21 protein-coding genes and 1 pseudogene are annotated in these 22,883 nt (G+C 62.8%); 13 read left to right on the top strand and 9 right to left on the bottom strand.

All coding sequences use genetic code 11. The features are described 5' to 3' along the window. Positions 1–35: 35 nt before the first annotated feature. The 3 genes from VSR68_RS14915 to VSR68_RS14925 are packed head-to-tail and all read left to right on the top strand — an operon-like array spanning position 36 to position 2,264. The gene (locus VSR68_RS14915; protein WP_342940583.1) at positions 36–680 is read left to right on the top strand and encodes an ABC transporter permease; all 645 of its coding nucleotides are present in this window, start codon (positions 36–38) and stop codon (positions 678–680) included. Next, on the top strand, positions 677–1,453 hold the full coding sequence (locus tag VSR68_RS14920) for an ABC transporter permease (protein ID WP_342940584.1): 777 nt from the start codon (positions 677–679) through the stop codon (positions 1,451–1,453). The genes VSR68_RS14915 and VSR68_RS14920 overlap by 4 nt, the downstream gene beginning before the upstream one ends. A gap of 37 nt (positions 1,454–1,490) precedes the next feature. After that, complete coding sequence (locus tag VSR68_RS14925) at positions 1,491–2,264, top strand: glutaredoxin domain-containing protein (protein ID WP_342940585.1); 774 nt, start codon at positions 1,491–1,493, stop codon at positions 2,262–2,264. Positions 2,265–2,420: 156 nt separating this feature from the next. Here the strand turns inward: VSR68_RS14925 and VSR68_RS14930 are convergent, their stop codons facing one another. Continuing rightward, on the bottom strand, positions 2,421–3,335 hold the full coding sequence (locus VSR68_RS14930) for a LysR substrate-binding domain-containing protein (protein ID WP_342940586.1): 915 nt from the start codon (positions 3,333–3,335) through the stop codon (positions 2,421–2,423). A gap of 98 nt (positions 3,336–3,433) precedes the next feature. Here VSR68_RS14930 and VSR68_RS14935 point away from each other — a divergent pair, with 98 nt between their 5' ends. The 4 genes from VSR68_RS14935 to VSR68_RS14950 are packed head-to-tail and all read left to right on the top strand — an operon-like array spanning position 3,434 to position 7,783. Beyond that, positions 3,434–4,327, top strand: a complete 894-nt coding sequence (locus tag VSR68_RS14935; RefSeq protein ID WP_342940587.1) for a CoA ester lyase — start codon at positions 3,434–3,436, stop codon at positions 4,325–4,327. A gap of 25 nt (positions 4,328–4,352) precedes the next feature. Continuing rightward, positions 4,353–5,543: a CoA transferase gene (locus tag VSR68_RS14940; RefSeq protein ID WP_342940588.1), complete on the top strand. Its 1,191-nt coding sequence runs from the start codon at positions 4,353–4,355 to the stop codon at positions 5,541–5,543. A 39-nt stretch (positions 5,544–5,582) separates the two neighbouring features. Then, positions 5,583–6,392: an amidohydrolase family protein gene (locus VSR68_RS14945; protein WP_342940589.1), complete on the top strand. Its 810-nt coding sequence runs from the start codon at positions 5,583–5,585 to the stop codon at positions 6,390–6,392. A 26-nt stretch (positions 6,393–6,418) separates the two neighbouring features. Further along, positions 6,419–7,783, top strand: a complete 1,365-nt coding sequence (locus VSR68_RS14950; RefSeq protein WP_342940590.1) for a short-chain fatty acid transporter — start codon at positions 6,419–6,421, stop codon at positions 7,781–7,783. 147 nt (positions 7,784–7,930) lie between these two features. On the opposite strand, the gene VSR68_RS14955 is transcribed toward VSR68_RS14950, so the two are convergent. Genes VSR68_RS14955 through VSR68_RS14975 form a run of 5 tightly spaced genes read right to left on the bottom strand, consistent with a single transcriptional unit; the run spans position 7,931 to position 12,901 of the window. Further along, positions 7,931–8,782, bottom strand: a complete 852-nt coding sequence (locus VSR68_RS14955; RefSeq protein WP_342940591.1) for an oxaloacetate decarboxylase — start codon at positions 8,780–8,782, stop codon at positions 7,931–7,933. Then, complete coding sequence (locus VSR68_RS14960; RefSeq protein WP_342940592.1) at positions 8,779–9,282, bottom strand: 3-isopropylmalate dehydratase; 504 nt, start codon at positions 9,280–9,282, stop codon at positions 8,779–8,781. Before VSR68_RS14960 ends, VSR68_RS14955 begins: the two co-directional genes overlap by 4 nt. Beyond that, positions 9,279–10,547: a 3-isopropylmalate dehydratase large subunit gene (locus VSR68_RS14965; RefSeq protein ID WP_342940593.1), complete on the bottom strand. Its 1,269-nt coding sequence runs from the start codon at positions 10,545–10,547 to the stop codon at positions 9,279–9,281. The genes VSR68_RS14960 and VSR68_RS14965 overlap by 4 nt, the downstream gene beginning before the upstream one ends. A 9-nt stretch (positions 10,548–10,556) precedes the next feature. Next, positions 10,557–11,642, bottom strand: coding sequence for a TauD/TfdA family dioxygenase (locus VSR68_RS14970; RefSeq protein ID WP_342940594.1), 1,086 nt, complete (start codon positions 11,640–11,642; stop codon positions 10,557–10,559). 23 nt (positions 11,643–11,665) lie between these two features. Further along, positions 11,666–12,901 (bottom strand): CaiB/BaiF CoA transferase family protein, encoded by a 1,236-nt coding sequence (locus VSR68_RS14975; RefSeq protein WP_428983511.1) that lies wholly within the window; start codon positions 12,899–12,901, stop codon positions 11,666–11,668. Positions 12,902–13,116: 215 nt separating this feature from the next. Here VSR68_RS14975 and VSR68_RS14980 point away from each other — a divergent pair, with 215 nt between their 5' ends. Beyond that, a complete protein-coding gene (locus tag VSR68_RS14980; RefSeq protein ID WP_342940595.1) occupies positions 13,117–13,851 on the top strand; it encodes an IclR family transcriptional regulator in 735 nt (244 codons plus the stop codon). Positions 13,852–13,858: 7 nt separating this feature from the next. Here VSR68_RS14980 and VSR68_RS14985 read toward each other — a convergent pair whose 3' ends face one another. From VSR68_RS14985 to VSR68_RS14995, 3 genes and pseudogenes are all read right to left on the bottom strand, one after another. Next, positions 13,859–15,091 (bottom strand): MFS transporter, encoded by a 1,233-nt coding sequence (locus tag VSR68_RS14985; RefSeq protein ID WP_342940596.1) that lies wholly within the window; start codon positions 15,089–15,091, stop codon positions 13,859–13,861. A 294-nt stretch (positions 15,092–15,385) separates the two neighbouring features. Further along, positions 15,386–15,547 (bottom strand): annotated as a pseudogene (locus VSR68_RS14990) (IS6 family transposase); the annotation flags it as partial. A gap of 393 nt (positions 15,548–15,940) precedes the next feature. Continuing rightward, positions 15,941–16,861, bottom strand: a complete 921-nt coding sequence (locus VSR68_RS14995) for a helix-turn-helix transcriptional regulator (protein WP_342940597.1) — start codon at positions 16,859–16,861, stop codon at positions 15,941–15,943. A gap of 235 nt (positions 16,862–17,096) precedes the next feature. Here VSR68_RS14995 and VSR68_RS15000 point away from each other — a divergent pair, with 235 nt between their 5' ends. From VSR68_RS15000 to VSR68_RS15020, 5 genes are read left to right on the top strand one after another with little or no spacing between them, the layout of a single operon-like run. After that, positions 17,097–18,251, top strand: coding sequence for an ABC transporter substrate-binding protein (locus tag VSR68_RS15000; protein ID WP_342940598.1), 1,155 nt, complete (start codon positions 17,097–17,099; stop codon positions 18,249–18,251). 53 nt (positions 18,252–18,304) lie between these two features. Then, on the top strand, positions 18,305–19,825 hold the full coding sequence (locus VSR68_RS15005) for a sugar ABC transporter ATP-binding protein (RefSeq protein ID WP_342940599.1): 1,521 nt from the start codon (positions 18,305–18,307) through the stop codon (positions 19,823–19,825). Then, a complete protein-coding gene (locus VSR68_RS15010) occupies positions 19,809–20,783 on the top strand; it encodes an ABC transporter permease (RefSeq protein ID WP_342940600.1) in 975 nt (324 codons plus the stop codon). Before VSR68_RS15005 ends, VSR68_RS15010 begins: the two co-directional genes overlap by 17 nt. Continuing rightward, positions 20,780–21,751 carry an ABC transporter permease gene (locus VSR68_RS15015; RefSeq protein WP_342940601.1) on the top strand — a complete coding sequence of 324 codons (972 nt, stop codon included), beginning with the start codon at positions 20,780–20,782 and terminating at the stop codon, positions 21,749–21,751. Before VSR68_RS15010 ends, VSR68_RS15015 begins: the two co-directional genes overlap by 4 nt. A gap of 57 nt (positions 21,752–21,808) precedes the next feature. Next, positions 21,809–22,879, top strand: coding sequence for a 2,3-butanediol dehydrogenase (locus VSR68_RS15020; protein WP_342940602.1), 1,071 nt, complete (start codon positions 21,809–21,811; stop codon positions 22,877–22,879). The last annotated feature ends 4 nt before the right edge of the window (positions 22,880–22,883 follow it).

The following is a 22,883-nucleotide window of genomic DNA, read 5'->3' on the forward strand; positions in this document are numbered from 1 at the left end:
GGATCGATCCAGTCTCGTTCATTCCACCGTCGAAGATGGCCGAGGGCGCGTGGGCGTTGCTCGCCTCTGGCGACTACACCCGCGACATCCTGCAGACGCTCGCCAATGCGTCGCTCGCGGTCGTCCTTGCGGTGACGGGCGGTTTCGCTTTTGGTGTGGGACTCTTCAAATTGCCGCGTGTGCGGCGCGTGATCGATCCATTGCTGCTCTCCTATTACGCCGTGCCGATCTTCGTCGTGTATCCGGTGCTGATCGTGATCTTCGGATTGAATCGCTGGCCGCTGGTGGCGATCGGTTTTCTGTTCGGCGTCGTGGCGATGGCCGCGAACACGCTCAATGGACTCGAACGGGTGCCGCGCGTCCTGCTTCGTTCGGCTCGCGCCATGCGCATGAGCCCGTTCGACGAAATCTGGCTGATCACCCTGCCCTCGAGTTTGCCGTTCGTGTTCACCGGAATCAAGCTCACCGTCGTCTATGCGTTTATCGCGGTGATTGCTGGCGAATTCGTCCTGGCCGGCTCGGGCTTCGGATTTCGTATTGCCTACGCGTACAACAACTTCGATAACCCGACCATGTATGGCCTGATGCTGTTGCTGCTGATTTTCGTCGGCACGCTGAACATGTTGCTGCATATGGCCGAGATGCGCCTATACAGCCGCACGCGGAGGACGGCCCCATGAGCACGATTCCCACCGCGGCGCTGAAACCGAAACGCTCGCACTCGCGTTGGAGCGATAGTGTGCTGCTAGTCGTGGTTCTGCTGGGACTCTGGCAGATCGCGAGCTCATTGTTGAGCGCGGACGTACTGCCAGGCCCATGGCTAACGTTCGTCAAGTTCAAGTCGATCATGCGCGACGACGACTTTCCTGAGAACTTGCGGGTCACGTCAGTTGCATTCGCCCTGGGCTTCGCCATTTCATGCGTCGGCGGAGTTTGCCTGGGACTGGTGCTAGGCGCGCGACGTCTCGCAGGCGACGTCATGGAGCCGATTCTGATGGCCCTCTATGCTATCCCGAAGATCACACTGTATCCGGTGGTGCTGCTGGTGTTCGGCCTCGGTCTGTACGCCAAGGTCACGTTCGGCGTGATCCACGGCATCATTCCGATTACGGTCTTCACGATGGGTGCCGTGCGCAACATGCGCCCCGTGTTCGGACGGACGGCTCGTGTGTGCCGCCTCTCGCCGATGGCCTACGCGCGCTATGTGCTGCTGCCCGCGGCGGTGCCCGAAGTGCTCGCGGGTTTGCGCATCGGTTTCTCGCTGACGCTGCTGGGCACGCTCATTGGCGAGATGTTCGCTTCGCAAAGCGGGATCGGCCACATGCTGATGATTGCGATGGGCCGCAACGATACCCAGACCATCATGGCGCTCGCCATCCTGTTGTTCGTGTTTGCCACCGTCGTCAACCTGCTGCTGTTGAAGTGGCATCAAACCCTGTCGAAGTCGGGCTGACGGGTCGGATTGTTGGCGCCGTTTCGTGGAGAAGATCATGATCGGAACACTGAGTGCAGCACGTATCAGGTTATTCTGGCAGCCGGGATGTTCCTCGTGCCTGCGCACCAAGGAATTCCTGACCGAACAGGGAATCGAGTTCGAGTCGCTCGACGTGCACAACGATCCCGACGCACGCGCGCAACTGCTCGAACTTGGCGCGCGCAGTGTGCCTGTCGTGTCCATTGGCAAGCGCTATACCTTCTGTCAATCGATCCACGACGTCATCAAATTTCTCGACCTGAAAACCAGCGTGCAGGAACCGTTGCCGCCGGTGCAACTGGTCGCAAAGCTCGACCTGCTGATGCGCGCGAATGCCCGCTATGTTCGCCAGTTCCAACCCGATCAGTTGAAGACGCCGTTTCGCAATCGCAATCGCACGCCTGCGGGACTCGCCTTTCACATGTTCCGCGTGGTCGAAATGGGGATGCAAGCGTCGCAGGGCATTGCACTGCGTTTCGAGTCCTTCGACGATCTTCCGCCTGACGGCTGGAGCGGCGAAGACATCGCCGCGTGGGGTGAGAGCGTGCGTGCCAGATTACTGGCGTGGTGGGCGGAGCAAAAGGACCTCAGTGTCAATTACACGGTACAGACCTATTACGGCACGCGACCTTTTCACGAAGTCCTTGAACGTACCGCCTGGCACGCCGCGCAGCATACGCGGCAAGTGATGCTGATGCTCGAGAGTCACGGCATCGAACCGGACGGTCCGTTGACCGCCGCCGACCTCGAAGGCTTGCCGGTGCCGCAAGAGGTTTGGGACAAGCAGTGATTGGGGACATCAGGGCAATCGGCGCGGACATTCATGGCACTGCCTCGTCGCGCACATCGATCGCCCGCTGACGGGACTGGGGCATTTTAGAGGGTGTTGAGATCTTCACGCGCTCGCGGACGCCATTCAACGATCAAGCGTTTTTCCTTGATTCGCTCAAGGAGCTTTCCTCGCCCCACTTCCAAGCTCTTTCCCGACACTTGCCGCAACCACCTCATCCGCGCACTGCAACAAACCATTGATCAACCGTGCCCGCGGCGATGCCCGCTGCCACACCACGCCGAAGCGGCGCGGCTCGGTCGGAACCGGCAACGCAAGCCGCGCGACGGAAAGTGCCGACGTCATCGGCGAGACGATATGCGGCACCAGCGACACGCCGAGCCCGCGATCGACCATCATCGCGATCGCCATCAGCGCGTTCAGTTCGAACAGCTCGCGCGGCACGATGCGCGCCGCCCGCAGATACTGGTCCGCCTGCTTGCCGCCACCCAGCGACCGGTCGTAACGGATGAACGGCTCGCGGCGCAGCAGTTCATGCGGATCGGCCCCGGCGAGGTGCGCGGGCGCCAGCACGACGAGTGGCTCTTCACGCAGCAGATGCCAGTCGTAGGCCTTCGGCAGTGCGAACACGGGATGCAGGCAGATGGCCACATCGAGATCGCCGCGCTGCAAGGTGTCGTACAGCTCCATCGACGTGCCCGCGCGAATCAGCAGCTTGGCGCGCGGAAAGGCCCGGGAAAAGTTCGCGAGCACATCGGGCAGCAGGCTCAGCAGCGCGGTCGTGATCGTGCCGATTCGCAATTCGCCCGCCGCCTCGCCTTCGAGCGCGTGCGCTTTCAGTTCGGCGAATTCCGCGACCAGTCCGCGCGCCCGCGCGACAACGCGATGCCCCGCCTCGGTCGGAATCACCGTGCGGCCGGAGCGGGCGAAAAGCGTCACACCCAGCTCACGTTCGAGCGCCGACATCTGCTGCGCGATCGCGGCAGGCGTCACGCCGGCGCGGCGCGCGGCTTCGGCCATCGAGCCGGTATCGACGACGAGCAGCAGGTTGGCGAGAAATGCCGTATCCATCGGATAGATTTGCTTTCGTTTAAAGATAGACGTGGATAGTTTATCTAAAACGTGGCAATCCGTAGACTGGTCGGCATATCAAAAAGGAAGGGAGACGCATGAGAAGCAAGCTCTTCGTTCCGGCATCGCGCCCGGAACTCTTCGCCAAGGCGTTCGCGAGCGCCGCCGACGCACTCTCGTTCGATCTCGAAGACGCCGTCGCGCCCGAGCGCAAGCCACAGGCGCGCGCCGAGCTGCGCGCGCTTCTCGCCACCGACGACGCACTCGCCAGCGGCAAGACGCTCATCGTGCGGGTCAACGCGCTTTCCACACCTTATTTCGCCGCCGATATCGACGCCATCGCGCGTAACGGCGTCTCGCTCGTCAATCTGCCAAAGCCCGAGCATCCGGACGACGTGCTCGCCGCCGCGCAAGCTCTCGAAGCTGCCGAGCGCGCAAACGGCGTCACCGTGCCGATCGGGCTTCTGCTCAACATCGAGTCGCCGCGCGCGTTGCGCATGGCGTCGGAGCTGGCGCCCGCGCATCCGCGTGTCGCGGGATTGCAGCTGGGTCTCGGCGATCTGTTCGAGCCGCTCGGCATCGCGCGTCGCGAGCCAGCGGCTATTCAACAGGCGATGTTCGCGCTGCGCATCGCCGCTGGTGAAGCGGGTGTGTTCGCGTACGACACTGCGTTCGCCAACATCGAGGACATCGATGGCTTTCGCGCCGAAGCGCAGATGGCGCGCGCGTTCGGTTTCATCGGCAAAAGCTGCATCCACCCGAGCCAGATCGCGATTGCCAATGACGTATTCCGTCCGTCCGACGAAGACATCGCGCATGCGGTGCGTGTCGTGGAAGCGGCGCGCACGGCGAATCGGCAAGGCGTCGGCGCCTATGTCGTCGATGGCCGGATGATCGATCCGCCCTTCGTCGAGCGCGCCCGCGTGCTCGTGAAGGACGCGGCGCGGCTCGGGCTGTTGTCGGAAACGCAGCGCGCGTCGCTCGCGGTTTAAAGCATCGAGCAAGGAGAAGAGATTCATGGAACAGAACGTTGGTCGAGGCGGCCCGCTTTCCGGCGTGCGTGTGCTCGATCTGAGCGCGTACATTGCGGGCCCTTACGGCTGCACGCTGCTCGCCGATCAGGGCGCCGAAGTCATCAAGATCGAACCGCCCTCGGGTGACAACCTGCGCAAATATCCATCGACGCTCGAAGCGGAAAGCCGCGCGTTTCTCGGCGTGAATCGCGGTAAGCGCGGCCTCGTGCTCGATCTGAAGCAACCCGAAGCGCTCGACGTGCTGCTGTCGCTCGTCAGGCAGGCGGATGTGCTCGTGCATAACTTTCGTCCGAGCGTGCCGGCGCGGCTTGGCATCGCGTATGAGCAATTGCGCGCGATCAATCCGCGTCTCATCTATTGCGCGGTGACGGGTTACGGCGAAACCGGTCCGAACAAGGACAAGGCCGGGTATGACCAGGTACTGCAGACGATGACCGGCATGTGCACGCTGCAAGGCCCGCAGGAGGGTCCGCCGGAAGTGCTGTATGGCTCGGTGGTCGACTACTATGCGGCGGCGCTCGTTGCATCGGGCGTGTCGTCGGCGCTGTTTGCGCGCGAGAAAAGCGGCGCGGGCCAGTACGTCGGCGTTTCGCTGTTGCGCAGCGCGCTTACGATGCAATCCGCGCGGCTGATCTGGGCGGATAGCGAGCCCAAAGATGTCGGACGCGACATGCGATCGGGCGGCATCACGGGCATTCATCCGACGCGCGAAGGCTATCTGTATCTGTCCGCGAACACGCCGCATTTCTGGCAGTCACTGTGCGAGCTGACGGGCCTCGAAGCGCTCGCGAACGACGAGCGTTACGACACGGTAAAGAAGCGCGCGATGCATCGCGATGAAGTCGTGCCGAAGCTGCATGCGGCGCTTGCACAACGCACCGCAATCGAATGGGAAGCGCTCTTCGGCGATGCGGTTCCGTGCGCCGCCGCGCGCAGCGTCGAGGACATGTTCGACGACAGCCAGGTGCTCGCGGAGGATATGGTCGCGCGTTTCGAGTATCCGGGCGTGGGCGCGTATCGCGGATTCAAGCACCCGGTGCGCTTTGGCGCGACGCCCTTGCCCGAACCGTTCGCCGCGCCCGCGTTCGGCGAGCATAGCAATGCATTGCTGCGTGAAGCCGGCTTGAGCGATGCGCAAATCGAAGCATTGCGTGTGAAGCGCGCCGTGCTCTGACCGCGCGAAATGACATAAGAAACACGGAGACACATCGCGATGAAATGCGATTCCCACATCCACATCTATGACCGGGCGTTCCTCAAGCAAGGGAACATCGACGGCTTCGTCGCCAACGCCGATGTCGCCGCGTATCGAAAGATGCAGGCGCGCATCGGCATGGAGCGCGTGGTGATCGTGACGCCGCGCATCTACGGCACTGACAACGCCGTCACCGTTGATGCCATTCGCCAGTTCGGCATCGACAATGCGCGCGGCATCGCTGTGCTTCATCCCGATGTCGCGGATGACGAACTCGCCGCGCTCGATGACGGCGGCATTCGCGGCATCCGCTTTACCCTCTATACGACGAAGAATGCGGCCGTCGGTTTCGACATGGTCGAGCCGCTCGCGCAGCGCGTCGCGGAACTCGGCTGGCATGTGCAACTGCATTGGACCGCGCAGCAGATCGTCGAGCATGAAGCCATGCTGCAGCGTCTGCCCGCGACGATGGTGTTCGATCATCGCGCGCGTCTGCCCTTGAAGGACGGCGTGCATCATGCCGCATTCGACATCGTGCGCAATCTCGCCGATGCGGGCCGCGCGTGGATCAAGCTCTCAGGCCCGTATCTGGATTCGGCAGCCGGTCTCGAAGGCCGCTACGCCGACATCACGCCGATGGCGCGCGCATGGGTTCAAGCCGTGCCCGAACGTCTGGTGTGGGGCAGCGACTGGCCGCACGTGACGGAAACGCACAAGCCCGACGACGCGTTCCTGCTCGACCTGCTCTCCGAATGGGCCGACGGCGAAGCGACACGCGAGCGCATCCTCGTCACCAATCCCGCCGTGCTGTACGGCTTCGCGATCTAAAAGAACAAAACTTCAGGAGACACGATATGAAATCCACCGCCGCGCCCTCGCCCGTGCGCAAGACGCGCTTCACGGAAGGGACCATCCGTCTGTTCGAGCGCACCATTCCCGACCCGTTCGTGCTCGCGATCCTCATCACCGCGATCGTCGCCGCGCTTTCGCTGATCTTCGCGCCGCATGCGACGGTTCCGAAGATGATCGCCGGCTGGTACAAGGGTTTCTTCGACATTTTCACCTTCGCGTTTCAGATCACGCTCGTGCTCGTCACGGGTCACGCGTTCGCGCACGCGCCGCCGGTGCAGCGCATGTTCAAGGCGCTCGTGTCGATCGCGCGCACGCCGGCGCAGGCCGCCACGCTCACGTTCGTGCTCGTCGCGGTGACTTCGTTCTTCAACTGGGGCATGGGTCTCGTCGTCGCCGCGTTGCTTGCGCGTGAAGTGGCAAAGCGCATGCGCATCGACTTCGCGTGGATCGTCGCGGCGGGCTTTTCGGGCTGGGTCGTGTGGGCGAGCGGCATTTCGAGTTCCATCGCGCTCGCGCAATCGACGCCCGGCAGTTCGATGAACGTCGTACAGAAGCTGACGGGCGTCGTGCTGCCCTTCGGCGACACCGTTTTCACGCGCTTCAATCTCGTGCCGACGCTCGTCATGCTGGTCGCGATGCCCTTCTTGCTCGCGTGGCTCAAGCCGGCCGACGAAGACACCATCGTGCTGGACACCGAAAAGCATCCGGACGCGCCGCTTCGCAGAAAGCCCGAAGGCAAACTGAGCTTCGCGCGCTGGATCGAGCATTCGTGGATCGGCAGCGCGCTCATCGGCGCGGTCGGTATCGCACTGATGGTGTTGACGCACTATCAGCACATCGCGTTTTCCGGCGTGAACGCGGTGATCTTCGTGATGTTCATCGCGGGCGTGATCCTGCACGGCTATCCGCTCGCGTATGCGGACGCCATCAAGAACGCCGCGAAGCAAACCGGTTCGATGATGCTTCAGTACCCGCTCTACGGCGGCATCATGGGCATGATGGACGCGACCGGCTTGCCCGATGTGATCTCGCACTTCTTCATCGCGATCTCCAATGCGCACACGCTGCCGTTCTGGAGCTACATGTGCTCGCTCATCGTGACGTTCTTCATTCCGAGCGGCGGCGGCCACTGGGCCGTGCAGGGACCGTTCGTCGTGCCCGCCGCGGTCGCGCTGCATGCGTCCGTTCCTGCGACGACGATGGCGGTCGCAATGGGCGAGCAGGTGTCGAACATGATGCAGCCGTTCTGGGCGGCGCCCGTCGTCGCAATGGCAGGCGTTGGCGTGCAGCGCGTGCTCGGCTTCACGGTCATGACCTTCGCGCTCGGCCTGATCGTGTACGGCGCCGCGCTCCTGATCTTCGTCTGAGACAGCCGAGCGAGACAATACGATGAAGGCGCATCGGCGGCGCGATCACTGTCATGGTCGCGCTTGCGGGGGGCGCCCGGCAGCGCTGGGTGCTCGCGGGTCACGCCTGTGCCTGGTGAGCGACACTGGGGCGATACACGGCCTTTCTCACTCGTAGCGCTTCGCTTCGTCCATCAATTCCGGCGTGCCGATGATCCCGTTCATCTCGTCGAAGTTCACCATGCGCTCTTTCCACGGCGCGCTCGTGCCGTGCTCGCGCAGGCTGCAATAGAAGCCTTGCAGCGTATGCGCGACCGCGCGCGCCGCGCCACCCGGAAAGATCACGATGCGAAAACCTCGCGCCGCCAGCGCTTCGGCGCTTAGCACCGGCGTCTTGCCGCCTTCGACCATGTTCGCGAGCAGCGGCGTGCGCGAAGCGAAACGCGCACATGCGGCATCCAACTGCTCTGCAGAACGCAGGGCTTCGATGAACAATGCATCGACGCCCGTTTCCAGATAGCGTTCGGCACGCTCTAGCGCGGCATCGAGACCTTCAACCGCGAGCGAATCGGTGCGTGCCAGAATGAGCGTGTCGCGGTGCTCGCGTGCATCGAGCGCGGCGCGCAGCTTGCCGCACATCTCAACTGCGGGGATCACGCTCTTGCCGTCCAGATGACCGCAGCGCTTCGGGAACGTCTGATCCTCGAGCTGGATCATCGCGGCGCCCGCGCGTTCAAAGCCTCTTACCGTTCGCTTGACGTTGAGCGCGTTGCCGAAGCCCGTGTCGCCATCGACGATGACCGGCAGGCCCACGCGCTCGGTGATGCGCGCAAGCGTATCCGCGACTTCGGTGAAGGTGGTCAGGCCGACGTCGGAGCGCCCCAAACGGGTGTAAGCGATCGACGCGCCCGACAGATACAGCGCATCGAATCCTGCCTGCTCGGCGATCAACGCGGAAAGCGCATCGTACACGCCGGGCGCCAGGACGGTTCCGCGCGCGAGTTTTGCAGCGAGTGTCATGAGTTGACCGCTCCGTAACGCTTCTTCAGCAGATTGAAAAGTCCACCTGCTTCGGCCATGTCGAGCAGGAATGAGGGCAAGGGCTCGCAGCCGAGCGTGAGTCCATTGGCGCGCGTGATGCGTCCGCGCAGCGGATCGATCGCGATGCGCTCGCCCTCCTCCAACACTTCGGCTTGCGCACACGTGAGCAGCACGAGCCCCACGTTGAACGCATTGCGGAAGAACAAGCCGCTGAACGCGGGCGCGATCACCGCGCGCACGCCGAGTTGCACGAGCGCAGCAGGCGCCTGCTCGCGCGACGAGCCGATGCCGAAGTTCGGCCCCGCCACGATGACGTCGCCGGGTTGCACATTTGCGGCGAACGCCGGGCGTTGCCGTTGCAGGCAGTGCCGCGCGATCTCCTCAATGCCGAATTTCATATACGCGCCGGGCGCGAGCGCATCGGTATCGATATCAGCGCCGACGCGCCACACGCGATGCGTTTCGATGCCTTCGCTCATGCGATCACCCCGCGCGGATCAGTAATGCGCCCGCGCAATGCAGACGCCGCCACCGTGTAGGGCGAGCCGAGATAGACTTGCGCTGTTTCCGCGCCCATGCGGCCCTTGAAGTTGCGCGCGGTGCTGGAGATCACGGTGCTGCCTTCGGGAATCTGTCCGCCGTAGCCGGAACATGCGCCGCACGAAGTGGCGAGGACTTGCGCACCGGCGTCCTCGAGAATCGACATCACGCCCTCGCGACGCGCGGCTTCGCGGTCGCGCACGCTCGCGGGCGCGACGACCAGTTGCACGCCGTGCGCCACGCGCCGATGCTTCAACACGAGTGCCGCCGCGCGCAGGTCGTCGAGCTTGGCGCCCGTGCATGCGCCGATGTAAGCAACCTGCACGTCCACATCGTCGAAGGCATCGACTGCACGCGCGTTCGCGGGACTATGCGGCGCGGCGACTTGCGGCGCGAGCGTGCTGGCATCGAAGTCATGGGTTTCGGCTTGCGCCTCGGGCTCGCTTTGCCAGCGCGCGAGGTCGATCTCGCCGGTCACGCCCGCTGTGCGCAGATAGTCGAGCGTCACCGCATCCGCCGCGATGAGACCCGTCTGTGCGCCCATCTCCGCGCTCATGTTCGAAAGCGTCATGCGCTCCTGCATCGGCAAAGCCGTGACCGCTTCGCCGCAGAACTCGACGGCCTGATAGCGCCCGCCGTTCATGCCGAAGCGGCCGATCATGTGCAGCATCATGTCCTTCGCGGTCACGCCGCGCGTGAGGCGTCCGCGCCAACGCATCCGCAGCGTCTCGGGCACCTTCACCCAGATCTGGCCCGAGACCGCGACGCCCAGCATCTCCGTGCTGCCGATGCCGAACATATAGGCGCCGAACGCGCCGCCCGTCGGCGAATGCGAATCGCCGCCGACACAGAACATGCCGGGCCGTACGTGTCCATGCTCCGGCAGCACCACATGGCAGATGCCGACGCTGTCATACACGTTGGGCAACTGCTGCTGCACGGCCCAGTCGCGTGCGATGCGCACGATGCGGCGCGATTCGTCATCGGCCTCGGGCACGTAGTGATCGATCACGAGCACGATTTTCGATTTGTCCCAAAGCGGTGCGCCGAGTCCTTCGAGCATCGGCTTGAGACGGCGCGGGCCGCTCGAATCGTGGAACATCGCGAGATCGACAGCGCAAGTGACGATCTCGCCCACCGCGACAGCGGCGCGCCCGCACGCCTTTGCGATGAGCTTTTGCGCGAGCGTCTGAGCCGAGGCCATGGTCTCGGCTCAGTCAACCATCTGCGCGACCTGCCCTGCTTCGAGCAGCAGGCGATCGTGCGTGGACGGTAGTTCCGCGAACGGGCGTCGATATTGCGCCCACATGCGTAGATCCTCGGGCTTGTGAAACACCTGCGCGTCGGGCATCGCCGGCCAGTCGGACACCGTGAGCCACAGGCGCAACAGATGGCGACGCTCGTTGAGCGCCTGTGCATCGACATAATCGGTACGGCCGTGCACGAGCACGCGATTGTTGAGAAACTGGATGTCGCCGTCGCGAAAGCCCATGTCGAGATAGAACTCAGGCGATGCCGCGATCTTGCGCACCGTGTAGAGCGCCTCCGATTCGAGCTCGCTGAACGGAACCTGACCGCTCTTCTCGGCGAGGCGCGCGTACCCGGTCGGCAGATAACAGATCATCTCGCCCGCGCTATCGGTGAAAAATGGCACCTTGTGTTCGCTGAAGGTGCGCGTCGCGCGGCGGCCGTCTTCATCGGTGCGCTTGCACCAAAGCCCTTCGTGCAGCACTTCGAGCAGATCCGGCCGCGTGCGCAGCAGTTCGTTATGCACGGCGAGTGCGCTGGAAATGCGGCTTTCGCCACCGGAAATCGCGGTGCGCAGACACATGAGGCCGATGATGTCGCACGAATCCGTGTGCATCAGCTGGCCTCCGCCTTTGCGATAGCCGCGCGATTTCGGCTCATAGTCGCTCACGTCCACCACATGGCCGAGCACGTCGCCGAGGTATGACTGCGTCACAGGCTTGCTGATGTACGAGCCCAGACCGAAGTAAATGCGCGTCATGTCGTCATCGGAGTAGCGCTCGCGTGGCAGGCCGCGCAGCATCATGAAGCCGCGTCCATTGCGCAGGAACGAGGGCAGCTCGCGCATGAAGCGGCCCATCGTGTCGAGCGGAAAGGTCTCCGGACTGATGTCGGGAAAGTCGATGTCGCCGAGCGAGTGCATATGCGCGAGCGCCGAATCGATCTCGGCTATTTCGGCATCGCTCAGAACGTGCAGGCCTTCGCGCATCCAGTCGAGTTCGGGACCTTTCCAGACTGCGGGCGAGTCGATCGGTTGTCCAACGCGGTTCATCTTTGCTCCTTGATGGAAATGGCTCAGTCACGTGCGGCATTGCACGCGGCATCGATTACGGCGCCGCAGCCGATGAGTTCGTCGAGCGCACGCTCGCCGATGAGCGGCGCGAGAATGTCGCGCGAGTGTTCGCCCTTCTTCGGCGCGGGACGCGTGAAGCCGCCCGGCGTCGCCGACAGGCGCGCAACCACGTTATGTACGGCGACGTGGCCAAGTTCGTCGTCCTCGAGTTCGACGAGGCTTTCGCGCTCGGTCACGTAGTCATCGTCGGCAAGCTCGCTTGCGTCGAGCACGGGGCCGGCGGTGACTTCCGCGTGCTCGAAGAACGCGAGGTTTTCAGCGAGCGTGCGCGCCTTGATGAAGGATCCGACCACGTGATCGACCTCCCCTACGTGTTGAAGACGCGCACTGTTGGTCGCGTAGCGTGGATCGGCGTTCATGTCGTCACGGCCAATCGCAGTGAAGAGCCGCTGCGCCATGCTCTGCGTCGACGTCGAGATGCACAGCCACTTGTGGTCCGCAGTTTCGTATGTGTTGCGCGGACACGTCGTGCTTGAACGGCTGCCGGTGCGCGCCTTCACGCCGCCCGTGATTTGATAGTTCGCGACCTGCGGACCGAGAATCGAGATCATCGGGTCGAACAGCGAGAGGTCGATTACCTGGCCGTTGCCGCCGTTCACGCGCGCTTCCCACAGCGCGACCATCGCGGCTTGCGCGCCATAGATGCCCGCGGTCATGTCGCCGAGAAACATCGGCGGCAACACCGGCTCACGATCGCCGAAGCCGTTCATCGCGGCGAAGCCCGAATAGCCCTCGACCAGCGTGCCGAAGCCCGGACGATGACGGTACGGCCCCGTCTGCCCCCAGCCCGATACGCGCACGATCACGAGCTTCGGATTGGCCGCATGGAGGGTGTGCGGAGCAAGGCCCATTTTCTCCAGCGTGCCGGGCCTGAAACTTTCGACGAGCACATCGGCGTCCTGCGCAAGGCTCGCGATCACCTTCGCGCTCGATTCATGATGGAAGTCGATGCACACGCTGCGCTTGTTGCGCGCATACGCCTTCCAGAACACTTCGGCGCCTTGCGTGCGGAATGCGCGCAGCGTGTCGCCCTTCAAAGGCTCGACCTTGACGACGTCCGCGCCGAAATCCGCGAGTTGCAAGGTCAGCATGTTGCCCGCGACGAGCCGTGACAGGTCTACCACCTTCACGCCGCGTAGCGGCCCGATGTGCGATGCGTCGAAGGCTTTGCGATGCATGGGTCACGTCCTCCCGATTGCGCTTGTTGCTTGCCGAAAACAGTGGCGTGAATTCATTATCTTTGAAAATAGACATCGCGTCTATTTTTGCTCGATGTCATCTCTCGACGCAGTTGCGCGAGCCGGCAACACCCGTCACCCTTGCGGGCTACATGCCTTACACGGCAAGATACGCGGCAACACTCAAACAACGGCGCAACCAACCGGAAACAGCAATGGCAACCGAAGAACCTGGCGTAGCGGCCGTCAACCGCGCGCTCTCGATCCTGAAAGCCTTCGAGGACAGCATCGACGGCATGACTCTCACCGATCTCACCAACGCGACAGGCCTTTACCACAGCACGATCCTTCGACTGTGCGAATCGCTCGAACACTTCGGCTATCTCAAGCGGCTGGAAGACGGCCGCTACATGCTCGGGCCTATGCTGTTCCATCTCGGCATGATTTATCAGAGCTCGTTCCGTCTGCGCGATTACGCGCTGCCGGTGCTTCGCACGCTCGTCAAGGAAACGGGGGAAACCGCTGCGGTCTATGTGCGCGAGGGCAACGAGCGCCTGTGCCTCTATCGCGTCGAATGGCAGCGCTCGGTGCGCATGCATGTGCGTGAAGGCGAGCGTCTGACGCTCGATGCCGGCGCGGCGGGTCATGTATTGCGCGCGTTCACGGAAGGCGCCGTGAAGGGGCATCTGAAGAAAGTGCGCGAGAACGGCTATTGCGTCTCGCTCGGCGAGCGCGAGCCGGAAAGCGCCGCGATCGCCGTGCCGGTGTTTCGCACGGGACACGATCTCGTCTGCGCGATCTCGCTCGGGGTTCCGCGCTTTCGCTTCGATCGCAAGTCCTTCGATGTCTATCTGCCGAAGGTAATGGAAGCGGGTGCGGCGCTCACGAAGGCGCTGGGCGGCGATACGTCGATCTTCCAGCCGCCCTACGCCCCTTTTAACGGCGTCTAGGCGCGCGTCATACGTTCTGCTGAATCGCGGCGTTCGCATCGACCTCTACCGGCTCGGTGCGATTCACGCGCGACTGAAGCGCCGCAAAGCAGCCCGCGCCGATGACGAGCGCCGAGATCATGAACAGAAAGCCGTTGTTGTACGAGCCGCTCGCCTTGACGAGGTAACCCACGCCGAGCGGCGCGAGCAGCCCGCCGATCTGCCCGCCTGTATTGATGACACCCGCGAACACGCCGCGCGCGCCCTGCGGCGCCAGTTGCGCGACGAGCCCCGCATACGGCGACAGGCAGCCGTACAGCAGAAACGCGGCCGCCGATAGACCGATCACGCATGCGACGATGTCGTCGGCGCTGTACGCGAGATACAGCGCGAGGCCCGTGCAGAGATAGCCCACCGCGACCAGCACAGGCCGTCTGCGATGCAGGAGCCCGCTGCCGAGCCAGCCGAACACGACGATGCCGAGGAAGCCGAACAGATAAGGCACCGACGCCGCGACGCCCAGCGATTTCAGATCGATATGCCGCTGATTGGCAAGATACGACGGAATCCAGCCGAGGAAGCCCCAGTAGCCGACGCTGAAGGTCATATAGCCAAAGAACAGCAGCCACGTGCTCTTGCGCCCCGCGAACAGACGCCATTGATCGGCGCGGCTCGACTTGTCGGGCGTGCGCTCTTTCGCTTCGATCTCCTTGCCTGGAATGATGAAGAAGATCAGCAGCGCGACGATCACGCCCGGAATCGCGAATACGTAGAACACGTTGCGCCAGTCGCCGTGCATCAGCAGGCTCGTGACGACGGGCGCAACCACGGCCGGACCGATCGCCAAAGCGGAAAGCCATACGGAATGCGCCTTGGCCGCGTCCTTGTGGCTGAAGTTGTCGGCGACGGCCTTATAGACGGCGGCGTTGCACGATCCTTCCGCAAGGCCGAAGCAAAAGCGCGCCGCGATCAGCACGGCCATCGACGTTGCAAGCCCCGTCATCCCCGTGAAGACCGAGAACAGGACCGGCGCCACGACCAGCAGCGCCTTGGTGCCGAACAGGTCCGCGAGGAAGCCGCCGGGCAACTGCATCAGCGCATAGCCGAGTGCGAATGCGGCAAGCAGAAAGCCGAACTGCGCGGCATCGAGATGGAGCGCCTTCATCATCGTCGGACCGGCGACGGAAATGCTCACCCGGTCGAGATAGTTCACGAACTGAAGCAGCCAGGTCAGTACCAGCAGCTGGTATCTCAAACTCATCCTTGTCTCCTTCGCTTCCCGCGAATGTCCTACGGCACGAATAATAGAAACTATGTCTATTTTCGATAACGTAACGGAGTAGGGGAAAGTGCACAAGGAAATGAAGGTCGGGGATTTCCCTAGAGAGCGAACGATGGGACCAGCAGCTCGTTTACCGAGGCCGCGCCAAAGCGAGGCCCGAACTCAGGTGCGCGAATATGGCTGAAAAAGCGTTGATCCTGCTTGAACCCTCAGGAGGCGAATGAGAGGGCTGTGGCCACGCCTGCGGGACGGTCGTGGCGGGTTGACGAACCCGGGCGTATAGCGTCGCACCCGGCGCAGGATCGTCGTGTGAGCAAGCAACAACCCTCGCTCGGCCATCATCTCGACGAGATCGCGCAGGCTGAGTGTGTAGCGCAGATACCAGCGCACACAAAGAATGATCACGTCGCGGTCAAAGTGACGACCTGCAAACAGGCTGAATTGGCGGCGTCATTGACGCTCTGGCGGGAGCGTACCTGGCCCTCGCGTTGCTGATGGCAATGGCTGGAGTCGTGACGAACCGTCGGTCGCTTGAAGCATCGGACCCAAGCGCGAATGCCGATCAGGCACTGGGCGGGATGCTGAGTCCAGTTTGGCACGAATAAGGTGTCCTTCTGGCCGATGAACAGCTAACGAATTGCCAGGCAACCGTGGGACGCGATGGAATGTCGATTCTCCGCCATATTGCTACCGCCCAGCAGTGGAAGCGTCGATAGCGCGTCTCGTGGCCCGACGACCGGGCCCGCTCCTATTCAGTCTCCCGACTGTCCACGCGTGTCGATGGACGAGCGAGCTGCCATTGGCCGTTGATCGTCTGGAGCGTCAGATTTAGCAGTCCAGTCCAGTTCCCGATCTGCGAACCTTCCGAAATGTATCGAGGACGGCAGTAGTCTCAAAGGGGCTTCGTGGGGATTTACTGCTTCTCATCAATGCCTCGATGCGCTGCGCAGTGTCCGTCGATGGCGCCGGCGTGTAGACCATGATGCGCATGCCGGGCGCATCCGGCACTTCGAGCGACAGCGCGTCCAGTTCCAGTACACCCGCGATAGGATGCTCGACGATCTTGCGCCAGTCGCTGCGCTTGAGCACTTCGTGCTCGGCCCACCAACGGCAGAAGTCTGCATCCGTATCGTTCAGTTCTTCAACGAGATCGCGCAGAAACACCTCGCCCGACGGCCGCAGGATGTAGTCGCCGCGAAACTGCGCAAGCACGCATTTCGCGTAGGCGTCCCATCCTCGAAAGAGCGAACGCGCGCCTTCCTTCTGGAACGTGAACCACAGCAGATTGCATCGGCCCACAGGCATTTTGCGGAAATCGGCGAATACGCGCACGGCAGCCTCGTTCCATGTCACGTAATTCCAGTTGCCGTCGACGACATACGCCGGCATGTTGCCCAGTTGATCGAGCATGCGTCGAACGGTATCCGTCACGTTCTGTGCAATCGGATACGGACCAGGCGGCGTGTAATGGTTGGCCAGCTCGAACAGGTGGGTGCGCTCGTGCGGCGACAGCTTCAACGCGTTCGCGAGACTCTCGATTGTCTTGAACGACACATTCACTTCCCTGCCCTGTTCCAGCCATGCATACCACGTGACGCTGATACCGGCGCGCTCGGCTACTTCTTCGCGGCGCAAGCCCGGCGTCTTGCGGCGGCTACCGCTCGGAAAGTCGATGTCTTCCGGCCGCAAGCGGGCGCGGCGCGTCCTCAGAAAATCGGCCAGTTCGTTCAGACGCTGCTGCTTCTCCATGTCCCGCCTCCTCATGCCTTCCCTGTTATTGCCATTACTAGTAATGGCAATTGCTAGATGCGCTTCGTCAACCATGCCACATTGGCGCCGTCGGGAAGCACGCTGCTGTGTCCAGCCTCGGTAACGCCAGATTATAGAACCCGTTACCCGTGCATGTTGCCGCCAGCCGCGTTGACGAACACCATCGCAACGCGCGTGTCTCCCGACAGATATCAGAACATTTACGGAGACATCCATGCGTCGTTCGACCCGCTTTCACCGTGCGAGCGTTTGCGCCGCTGCGGCCTTCATCCTGACGGCTTCCTTTGCCGCACGCGCGGACTACACAGGCGCACCGCGCACGTTTCTGTTCAATCCCGCCGTGCAGATTCCGTTCTCCGACACGGCCAGGTTCAAGAAGAAGCCGCCCTATGTGATTGGCTTTTCGAATGCCGGTCTAGGCGACAGCTGGCGCGTCGTGATGCAGCATTCGCTGATGAAGGCGGCGTCCGAGCATCCCGATCTCGTCAAGCAGTTGTTGATCACCAACGGCAACATGGACGACGCCAAACAGGCCGCCGACATTCAGGACCTGATTTCGCGCGGTGTGGATCTGCTGATTGTCAGCGCAAACACGCAGAAGGCGCTCGATCCCGTCGTCACGCGCGCGATGAAACAGGGCGTACCCGTCGTCATGGTAGACCGGCGCATTTCATCGGACAACTTCGTCTCGTTCGTGACGGGTTCGGACGCGATGATGGGGCGCGTGTGGGCGCAATGGATCGTCGAAAAGCTGCACGGCAAGGGCAACGTGATCATGCTGGCAGGCCAGGCAGGCTCCAGCGTCAGCGCCGATCGCGAAGCGGCTGCACATGAAGTGTTTTCGCAATATCCCGGCATCAAGGTGCTCGATACCGTCTATTCCGACTGGAGCCCCGTCAAGGCCAAGCAGCAGATGCAGGCGATGATCGCGAAGTATGGGCACAGCATCAACGCCGTCTGGTGCGCGCATGGGTTACCCGTTGCCGGTTCGATCGAGGCATTCCTCGCTGCCGGATTCAAGCCGGGCGAAATTCCGCCGCATACGACGGCCGACCTCAATGGGCCATTGCAGCTTGCGCTGAAGTACAAAATCCCGATGCTCGAAATCGGCTATCCGCCTTCGATGGGCGGCACATCGCTCGACGTTGCGCTCAGGGTTCTGCAAGGCCAGCCGTTGCCGAAGATCTACGAAATCAGCCCGCAAATTGCGTTGACGCGCGGTGACGAGACGGCATCGGTCCCTCATCCGGATCAGTACATCGATCAGGTAGTCGACGCGAAAGGTCCGCCCGACAAGATCATCGACGGCGGCATGGGGCCGGACTACAACCCGTCTACGTTCAAGATCAAGCTGCCGGGGGAGAAATGATCACGCCCGCATCCACTCCCTCAGACGTTGGCCGCGAGATTGTGCAGCCAGACGTGATCGAAGTCAGCGGTATCACCAAGCAGTTTCCTGGCGTGAAGAGCCTCGATTCGGTGAGCTTCGGTGTGCGCGGCGGCGAGATTCATGCACTGGTCGGCGAAAATGGCGCCGGCAAATCGACGCTGATGAAAGTGCTCGCGGGTGCCTACCTGGCCGATGAAGGTGAAATACGTTTCGACGGAAAACCTGTCGCATGGAAGTCTCCGGCTGATGCGAAGGCGCACGGCGTTCACATCATCTATCAGGAACTCGTGCTGTTTCCGCAGTCGAGCGTCGCGCAGAACATCTTCGCGGGAATCGAGCCTCGAACGCGGCTCGGGGTCGTCGACCATCGCGCGATGAACGAGCGCGCTGCGACATTGCTGCGCGAACTGGGCGTGCAACTCGATCCGCAGGAGCGCGTCGGTGCACTTCCCGTCGCCAGTCAGCAAATGGTCGAGATTGCGAAAGCGATGGCGAGCGAGATACGCGTGCTGATACTCGATGAACCGACCGCCGTCATCGCCGGCAAGGAGGTTCAGCTGTTGTTCGAACGGCTGCGCGTGCTGCGCGAGCGCGGTGTCGCGATTGTGTATATCTCGCACCGGCTGGACGAGATATTCGAACTGTGCGACCGCGTGACGGTGATGAAAGACGGACGCAAGATCGGCACGCAGCCCGTGTCCGAAACGACGCGCGCCGATCTCGTGCGCATGATGGTCGGCCGTGAGATGCGCGACATCTATCCGCCGAAGCCCGCATTGGAGCCTGATGGCACGGTGCTAATGAAGGTCGACGGACTGCGGGTCGGCAATCGCGTGTTCGATGCTTCGCTTTCGGTGCGCGCGGGCGAAATCGTCGGACTTGCCGGCATGGTCGGCTCAGGCCGCACGGAACTCGCGTCAGGCATCTTCGGTGCGCTGCCTGCACGCGGCACGATCGAAGTGCGCGGCGCACACCATGCACGAATGACGCCGGCAACGGCGATCCGCCTCGGTCTCGGCTTCGTCACGGAAGACCGTAAATCCGAAGGCTTGCTGATGTATCTGAATGTCGCCCAGAACGTCACCGCCACCACCCTGCAGCGCGTGTCTCGCCTGGGCTTGCTGAACGCGAAGGAAGAGCGGACGGCGGGCGCCGATGCCATCCGCGAATACGGCATTGCTGGCGCGCGGCCTGCGGGGAGTGTTGCAACGCTGTCGGGCGGCAATCAGCAGAAGGTGCTCATCAGCAGATGGGTGCGCGTATGCACCAGCGTCCTGATTCTCGACGAGCCGACACGCGGCGTCGACATCGGCGCGAAGGCGGAAATCTATCGACTGATGCGGCAGCTGACCGACCGCGGACTCGGCATCCTGATGATCAGTTCGGAACTGCAGGAAGTGATCGGCATGTCCGACCGCGTGCTGGTGATGCGCGAAGGTCGCATTGCAGGGGAAGTGCGCGGCGGGCAGATGACCGAGCACGACATCATGTCGCTCGCGACAGGCGGTGCGCAACTCGCGCGGACGGGAGGCGCTCATGCATTCGCACACTGAAGCTCCAGCCCGGTTCATCAGGCGTCACGTCGCGTCGAATGGAGCCGGATACATCGTCGCCGTATTGATCGCCGTGCTTTTCGTCACCGGTGCAAGCGTCAGTGATCGCTTTTCGACGCTCTCGAACCTGCTGAACGTCCATCAGCAGGCGACCGGCCTCGCGCTCGTCGCGCTCGGGCAGACGCTCGCCATACTCACAGGCGGCATCGATCTGTCCGTCGGCTCGCTCATCAGCGTTACCGCGACGCTGACGTCCGGACTCTCGGATGCGACACAAGGCAATTGGAGCACCGCAATTTCGCTTGCGCTCGCATTGTCCGTGCTGGTGGGACTCGCGAATGGTCTGCTCGTGCTCTGGCTGCGCGTGCATCCGTTGATCGTCACGCTCGGCATGGGTGCTGTGCTGCAAGGCGGCATCCTGTACTACGCAAACGGACCGGCTGGCAGCGTTCCGGACGGATTCGACGCACTGGTGTACGGCCGCTATGCGAACGTACCTGTCACGGCGACCATCGTGCTGCTGCTGTATCTCTGCGTGTCGTACTTCATGCGCAATACGCGGCTTGGCCGTTACGTCTACCTCGTGGGCGACGACGACAACGCCGCGACGCTGTCAGGCATCCCGCGCAAACGGGTCATTCTGTTCGTCTACACGTTCTCCTCGCTCTGCGCGGGTCTGACGGGTATCTACCTCGCTTCGCAGTTCGGCTCGGGGCAGCCGTATCTCGGCGTCAACTACACGCTCGCATCGATCACGCCCGTTGTCGTCGGCGGCACGATTCTGAGCGGAGGACGCGGAGGCGTGATCGGCACGCTGCTCGGCGTGTATCTGCTCAGCATGCTCAATAACCTGATCAACTTCGCGGGCGTGCCGTCGCAGTATCAACTCATCGTGCAGGGCATCGCGATCATCGCGGCCGTCTGCGTCAACGTCCAGCAGAAACGGAGGCTCGCATGAACTCGGTCGCCCCGCGTCGCGACGCCACGCAGGCCCGCGCGCTTTCACTCGACTTCGCGCGCCGCTACGGCATCTACCTGTTTCTCGTCGCACTCGTCGCGCTTTCCGGCGCATGGTCGCCCACCTTCCTGCGTCCCGGCAACGTGCTCAACATGCTGGTGCAATTCGCGCCGCTCGGCGTTGTCGTCATCGGTCAGGTGTTCGTGATCCTCGTGGGTGGGCTCGATCTGTCGGTCGCATCCGTGATGGCGACGGCGGCCGTGATCGCCACCGCGTTCGACGACACGAACCATTCGGCTCCCGCCATCTTCGGTGTCACGTTACTGCTATGCATCGGCGCCGGGCTTCTCAACGGCCTGCTCGTCACGAAGCGCCAGGTGTCGCCGTTTCTCGCGACCTTCGCGACTGCCGTCGTGCTCGATGGCCTGCGCTTCGCCTACACGCAGGGCGCACCGTCGGGCAACGTGCCGCCACTCTTTCACCTGATGGGAACAGGTTCGATAGCGAGTGTGCCCGTCAACGTGCTGATGCTGGGCGCGTGCGCGATCGTGTGCGGGACGCTGCTGCACCTGTCCACGTTCGGACGACGCGTGTACATGGTGGGTGGCAACGCCGTCGCGGCACGACTGGTGGGCGTCAGTCCCGACACCGTGCGCATCGTCTGCTACGTGGTCAGTGCGCTGCTGGCGGGACTCGCAGGACTGACGTTGTCGGGTTATGTCGGCATCGTCGACAACTGGGTCGGCCGCGGCTTCGAACTCGATTCGATCGTCGCCGCGGTAATGGGCGGCCTCGCGCTCTCCGGCGGTCGTGGCTCGCTGCCGGGCGGCCTTGCAGGGGCTGCGATTCTCGTCATCGTCTTCAACATCGTGCTGCTGATCGGCATGCCTGTGCAGGCGCAGATCATCGTCAAGGGCGCGATCATCATCGGCGCATCGGCCTGCTATGTGAGCCGCCGGCAGCGCTGAACCTTCGACATTCACATGAGGTCATTCGAAATGGCCCGACTAACCAAGGAGTCAGACATGAGAGCTGTGCGTTTTCACTGTGCACACGACATCCGGGTCGAAAACGTACCGGACCCGACGGGCATGGGAGCGAATCAGATGATCGTCAAGCCGCTGTGGTGCGGCATCTGCGGCACCGACCTGCATGAATACCAGGCGGGCCCCATTGTCGTACCGACCGAACCGCATGCATTGACGGGCGCGAAAGCGCCTCAGGTATTGGGCCACGAGTTCAGCGCGGAAGTCGTCGAAGTCGGCGAGAACGTGAAGAACGTGCAACGCGGCGACCGCATCTCGGTCATGCCGCTCGCGTCGTGCGGCCAGTGCTACTACTGCGCGCGCGGCATGCGGCATCTGTGCACGAAGATGGGCTGCGTCGGCCTCAGTTGGGACGGCGGCGGCATGGCCGAATATACCGTGCTCAACGACTATCACGCGAACCGACTGCCAGACAACGTGAGCGACAGGCAAGGCGCGCTGATCGAACCCGCCGCCGTTGCGCTGTATGCGGTCGATCGGGGCGGCGTCACGGTCGGCTCGACTGTACTGATTACGGGCGCGGGACCGATCGGCGTGCTTGCGGCCCTCGCCTGCCATGCAGCGGGCGCCACGAAGATTTTCGTCAGCGAGCCGAATGCGGCGCGCGCAGCGAAGATGGCCAGTTTCGGCGTGACGACCGAAATCTTCGATCCATCCGACGGCGAATTGCCCCGAGAAATTCGCGACCTGACTGAAGGCGTGGGCGTGGATGTCGCGATCGAGTGCGCAGGCAACCAGCACGCGCTGAACGCCTGTGTCGATGCCGTGCGCTCGGCAGGCACCGTCGTGCAGGCGGGGCTGCATGTCGGCACAGCGAGTGTCGACCCCATGAAATGGTCGTTGAAGGATATCCGCATCGAGGGAACGTGGTGCTACCCCGTGACGATCTGGCCGCGCATCATCGGCATGATCGCGAACGGCAAGTTCCCGGTGGAGAAGCTGATTCACGATCTGATCGATGCCGACGATGTCGTCGAAAAGGGCTTCGACGTGCTGAGTGACAAAGGCAGCGACAAGATGAAGATCCTCATCAATCCCCAGACACGGTGACGAC

It is taken from the genome of Paraburkholderia phymatum, from assembly GCF_038900715.1.
GTDB classification, from domain to species: domain Bacteria; phylum Pseudomonadota; class Gammaproteobacteria; order Burkholderiales; family Burkholderiaceae; genus Paraburkholderia; species Paraburkholderia phymatum_A.

Coding starts and splice junctions, on each gene's coding strand:
- VSR68_RS14915 (WP_342940583.1), top strand. CDS start 36: ATGGCCGAGGGCGCGTGGGCGTTGCTCGCCTCTGGCGACTACACCCGC.
- VSR68_RS14920 (WP_342940584.1), top strand. CDS start 677: ATGAGCACGATTCCCACCGCGGCGCTGAAACCGAAACGCTCGCACTCG.
- VSR68_RS14925 (WP_342940585.1), top strand. CDS start 1,491: ATGATCGGAACACTGAGTGCAGCACGTATCAGGTTATTCTGGCAGCCG.
- VSR68_RS14930 (WP_342940586.1), bottom strand. CDS start 3,335: ATGGATACGGCATTTCTCGCCAACCTGCTGCTCGTCGTCGATACCGGC.
- VSR68_RS14935 (WP_342940587.1), top strand. CDS start 3,434: ATGAGAAGCAAGCTCTTCGTTCCGGCATCGCGCCCGGAACTCTTCGCC.
- VSR68_RS14940 (WP_342940588.1), top strand. CDS start 4,353: ATGGAACAGAACGTTGGTCGAGGCGGCCCGCTTTCCGGCGTGCGTGTG.
- VSR68_RS14945 (WP_342940589.1), top strand. CDS start 5,583: ATGAAATGCGATTCCCACATCCACATCTATGACCGGGCGTTCCTCAAG.
- VSR68_RS14950 (WP_342940590.1), top strand. CDS start 6,419: ATGAAATCCACCGCCGCGCCCTCGCCCGTGCGCAAGACGCGCTTCACG.
- VSR68_RS14955 (WP_342940591.1), bottom strand. CDS start 8,782: ATGACACTCGCTGCAAAACTCGCGCGCGGAACCGTCCTGGCGCCCGGC.
- VSR68_RS14960 (WP_342940592.1), bottom strand. CDS start 9,282: ATGAGCGAAGGCATCGAAACGCATCGCGTGTGGCGCGTCGGCGCTGAT.
- VSR68_RS14965 (WP_342940593.1), bottom strand. CDS start 10,547: ATGGCCTCGGCTCAGACGCTCGCGCAAAAGCTCATCGCAAAGGCGTGC.
- VSR68_RS14970 (WP_342940594.1), bottom strand. CDS start 11,642: ATGAACCGCGTTGGACAACCGATCGACTCGCCCGCAGTCTGGAAAGGT.
- VSR68_RS14975 (WP_428983511.1), bottom strand. CDS start 12,901: ATGCATCGCAAAGCCTTCGACGCATCGCACATCGGGCCGCTACGCGGC.
- VSR68_RS14980 (WP_342940595.1), top strand. CDS start 13,117: ATGGCAACCGAAGAACCTGGCGTAGCGGCCGTCAACCGCGCGCTCTCG.
- VSR68_RS14985 (WP_342940596.1), bottom strand. CDS start 15,091: ATGAGTTTGAGATACCAGCTGCTGGTACTGACCTGGCTGCTTCAGTTC.
- VSR68_RS14995 (WP_342940597.1), bottom strand. CDS start 16,861: ATGGAGAAGCAGCAGCGTCTGAACGAACTGGCCGATTTTCTGAGGACG.
- VSR68_RS15000 (WP_342940598.1), top strand. CDS start 17,097: ATGCGTCGTTCGACCCGCTTTCACCGTGCGAGCGTTTGCGCCGCTGCG.
- VSR68_RS15010 (WP_342940600.1), top strand. CDS start 19,809: ATGCATTCGCACACTGAAGCTCCAGCCCGGTTCATCAGGCGTCACGTC.
- VSR68_RS15015 (WP_342940601.1), top strand. CDS start 20,780: ATGAACTCGGTCGCCCCGCGTCGCGACGCCACGCAGGCCCGCGCGCTT.
- VSR68_RS15020 (WP_342940602.1), top strand. CDS start 21,809: ATGAGAGCTGTGCGTTTTCACTGTGCACACGACATCCGGGTCGAAAAC.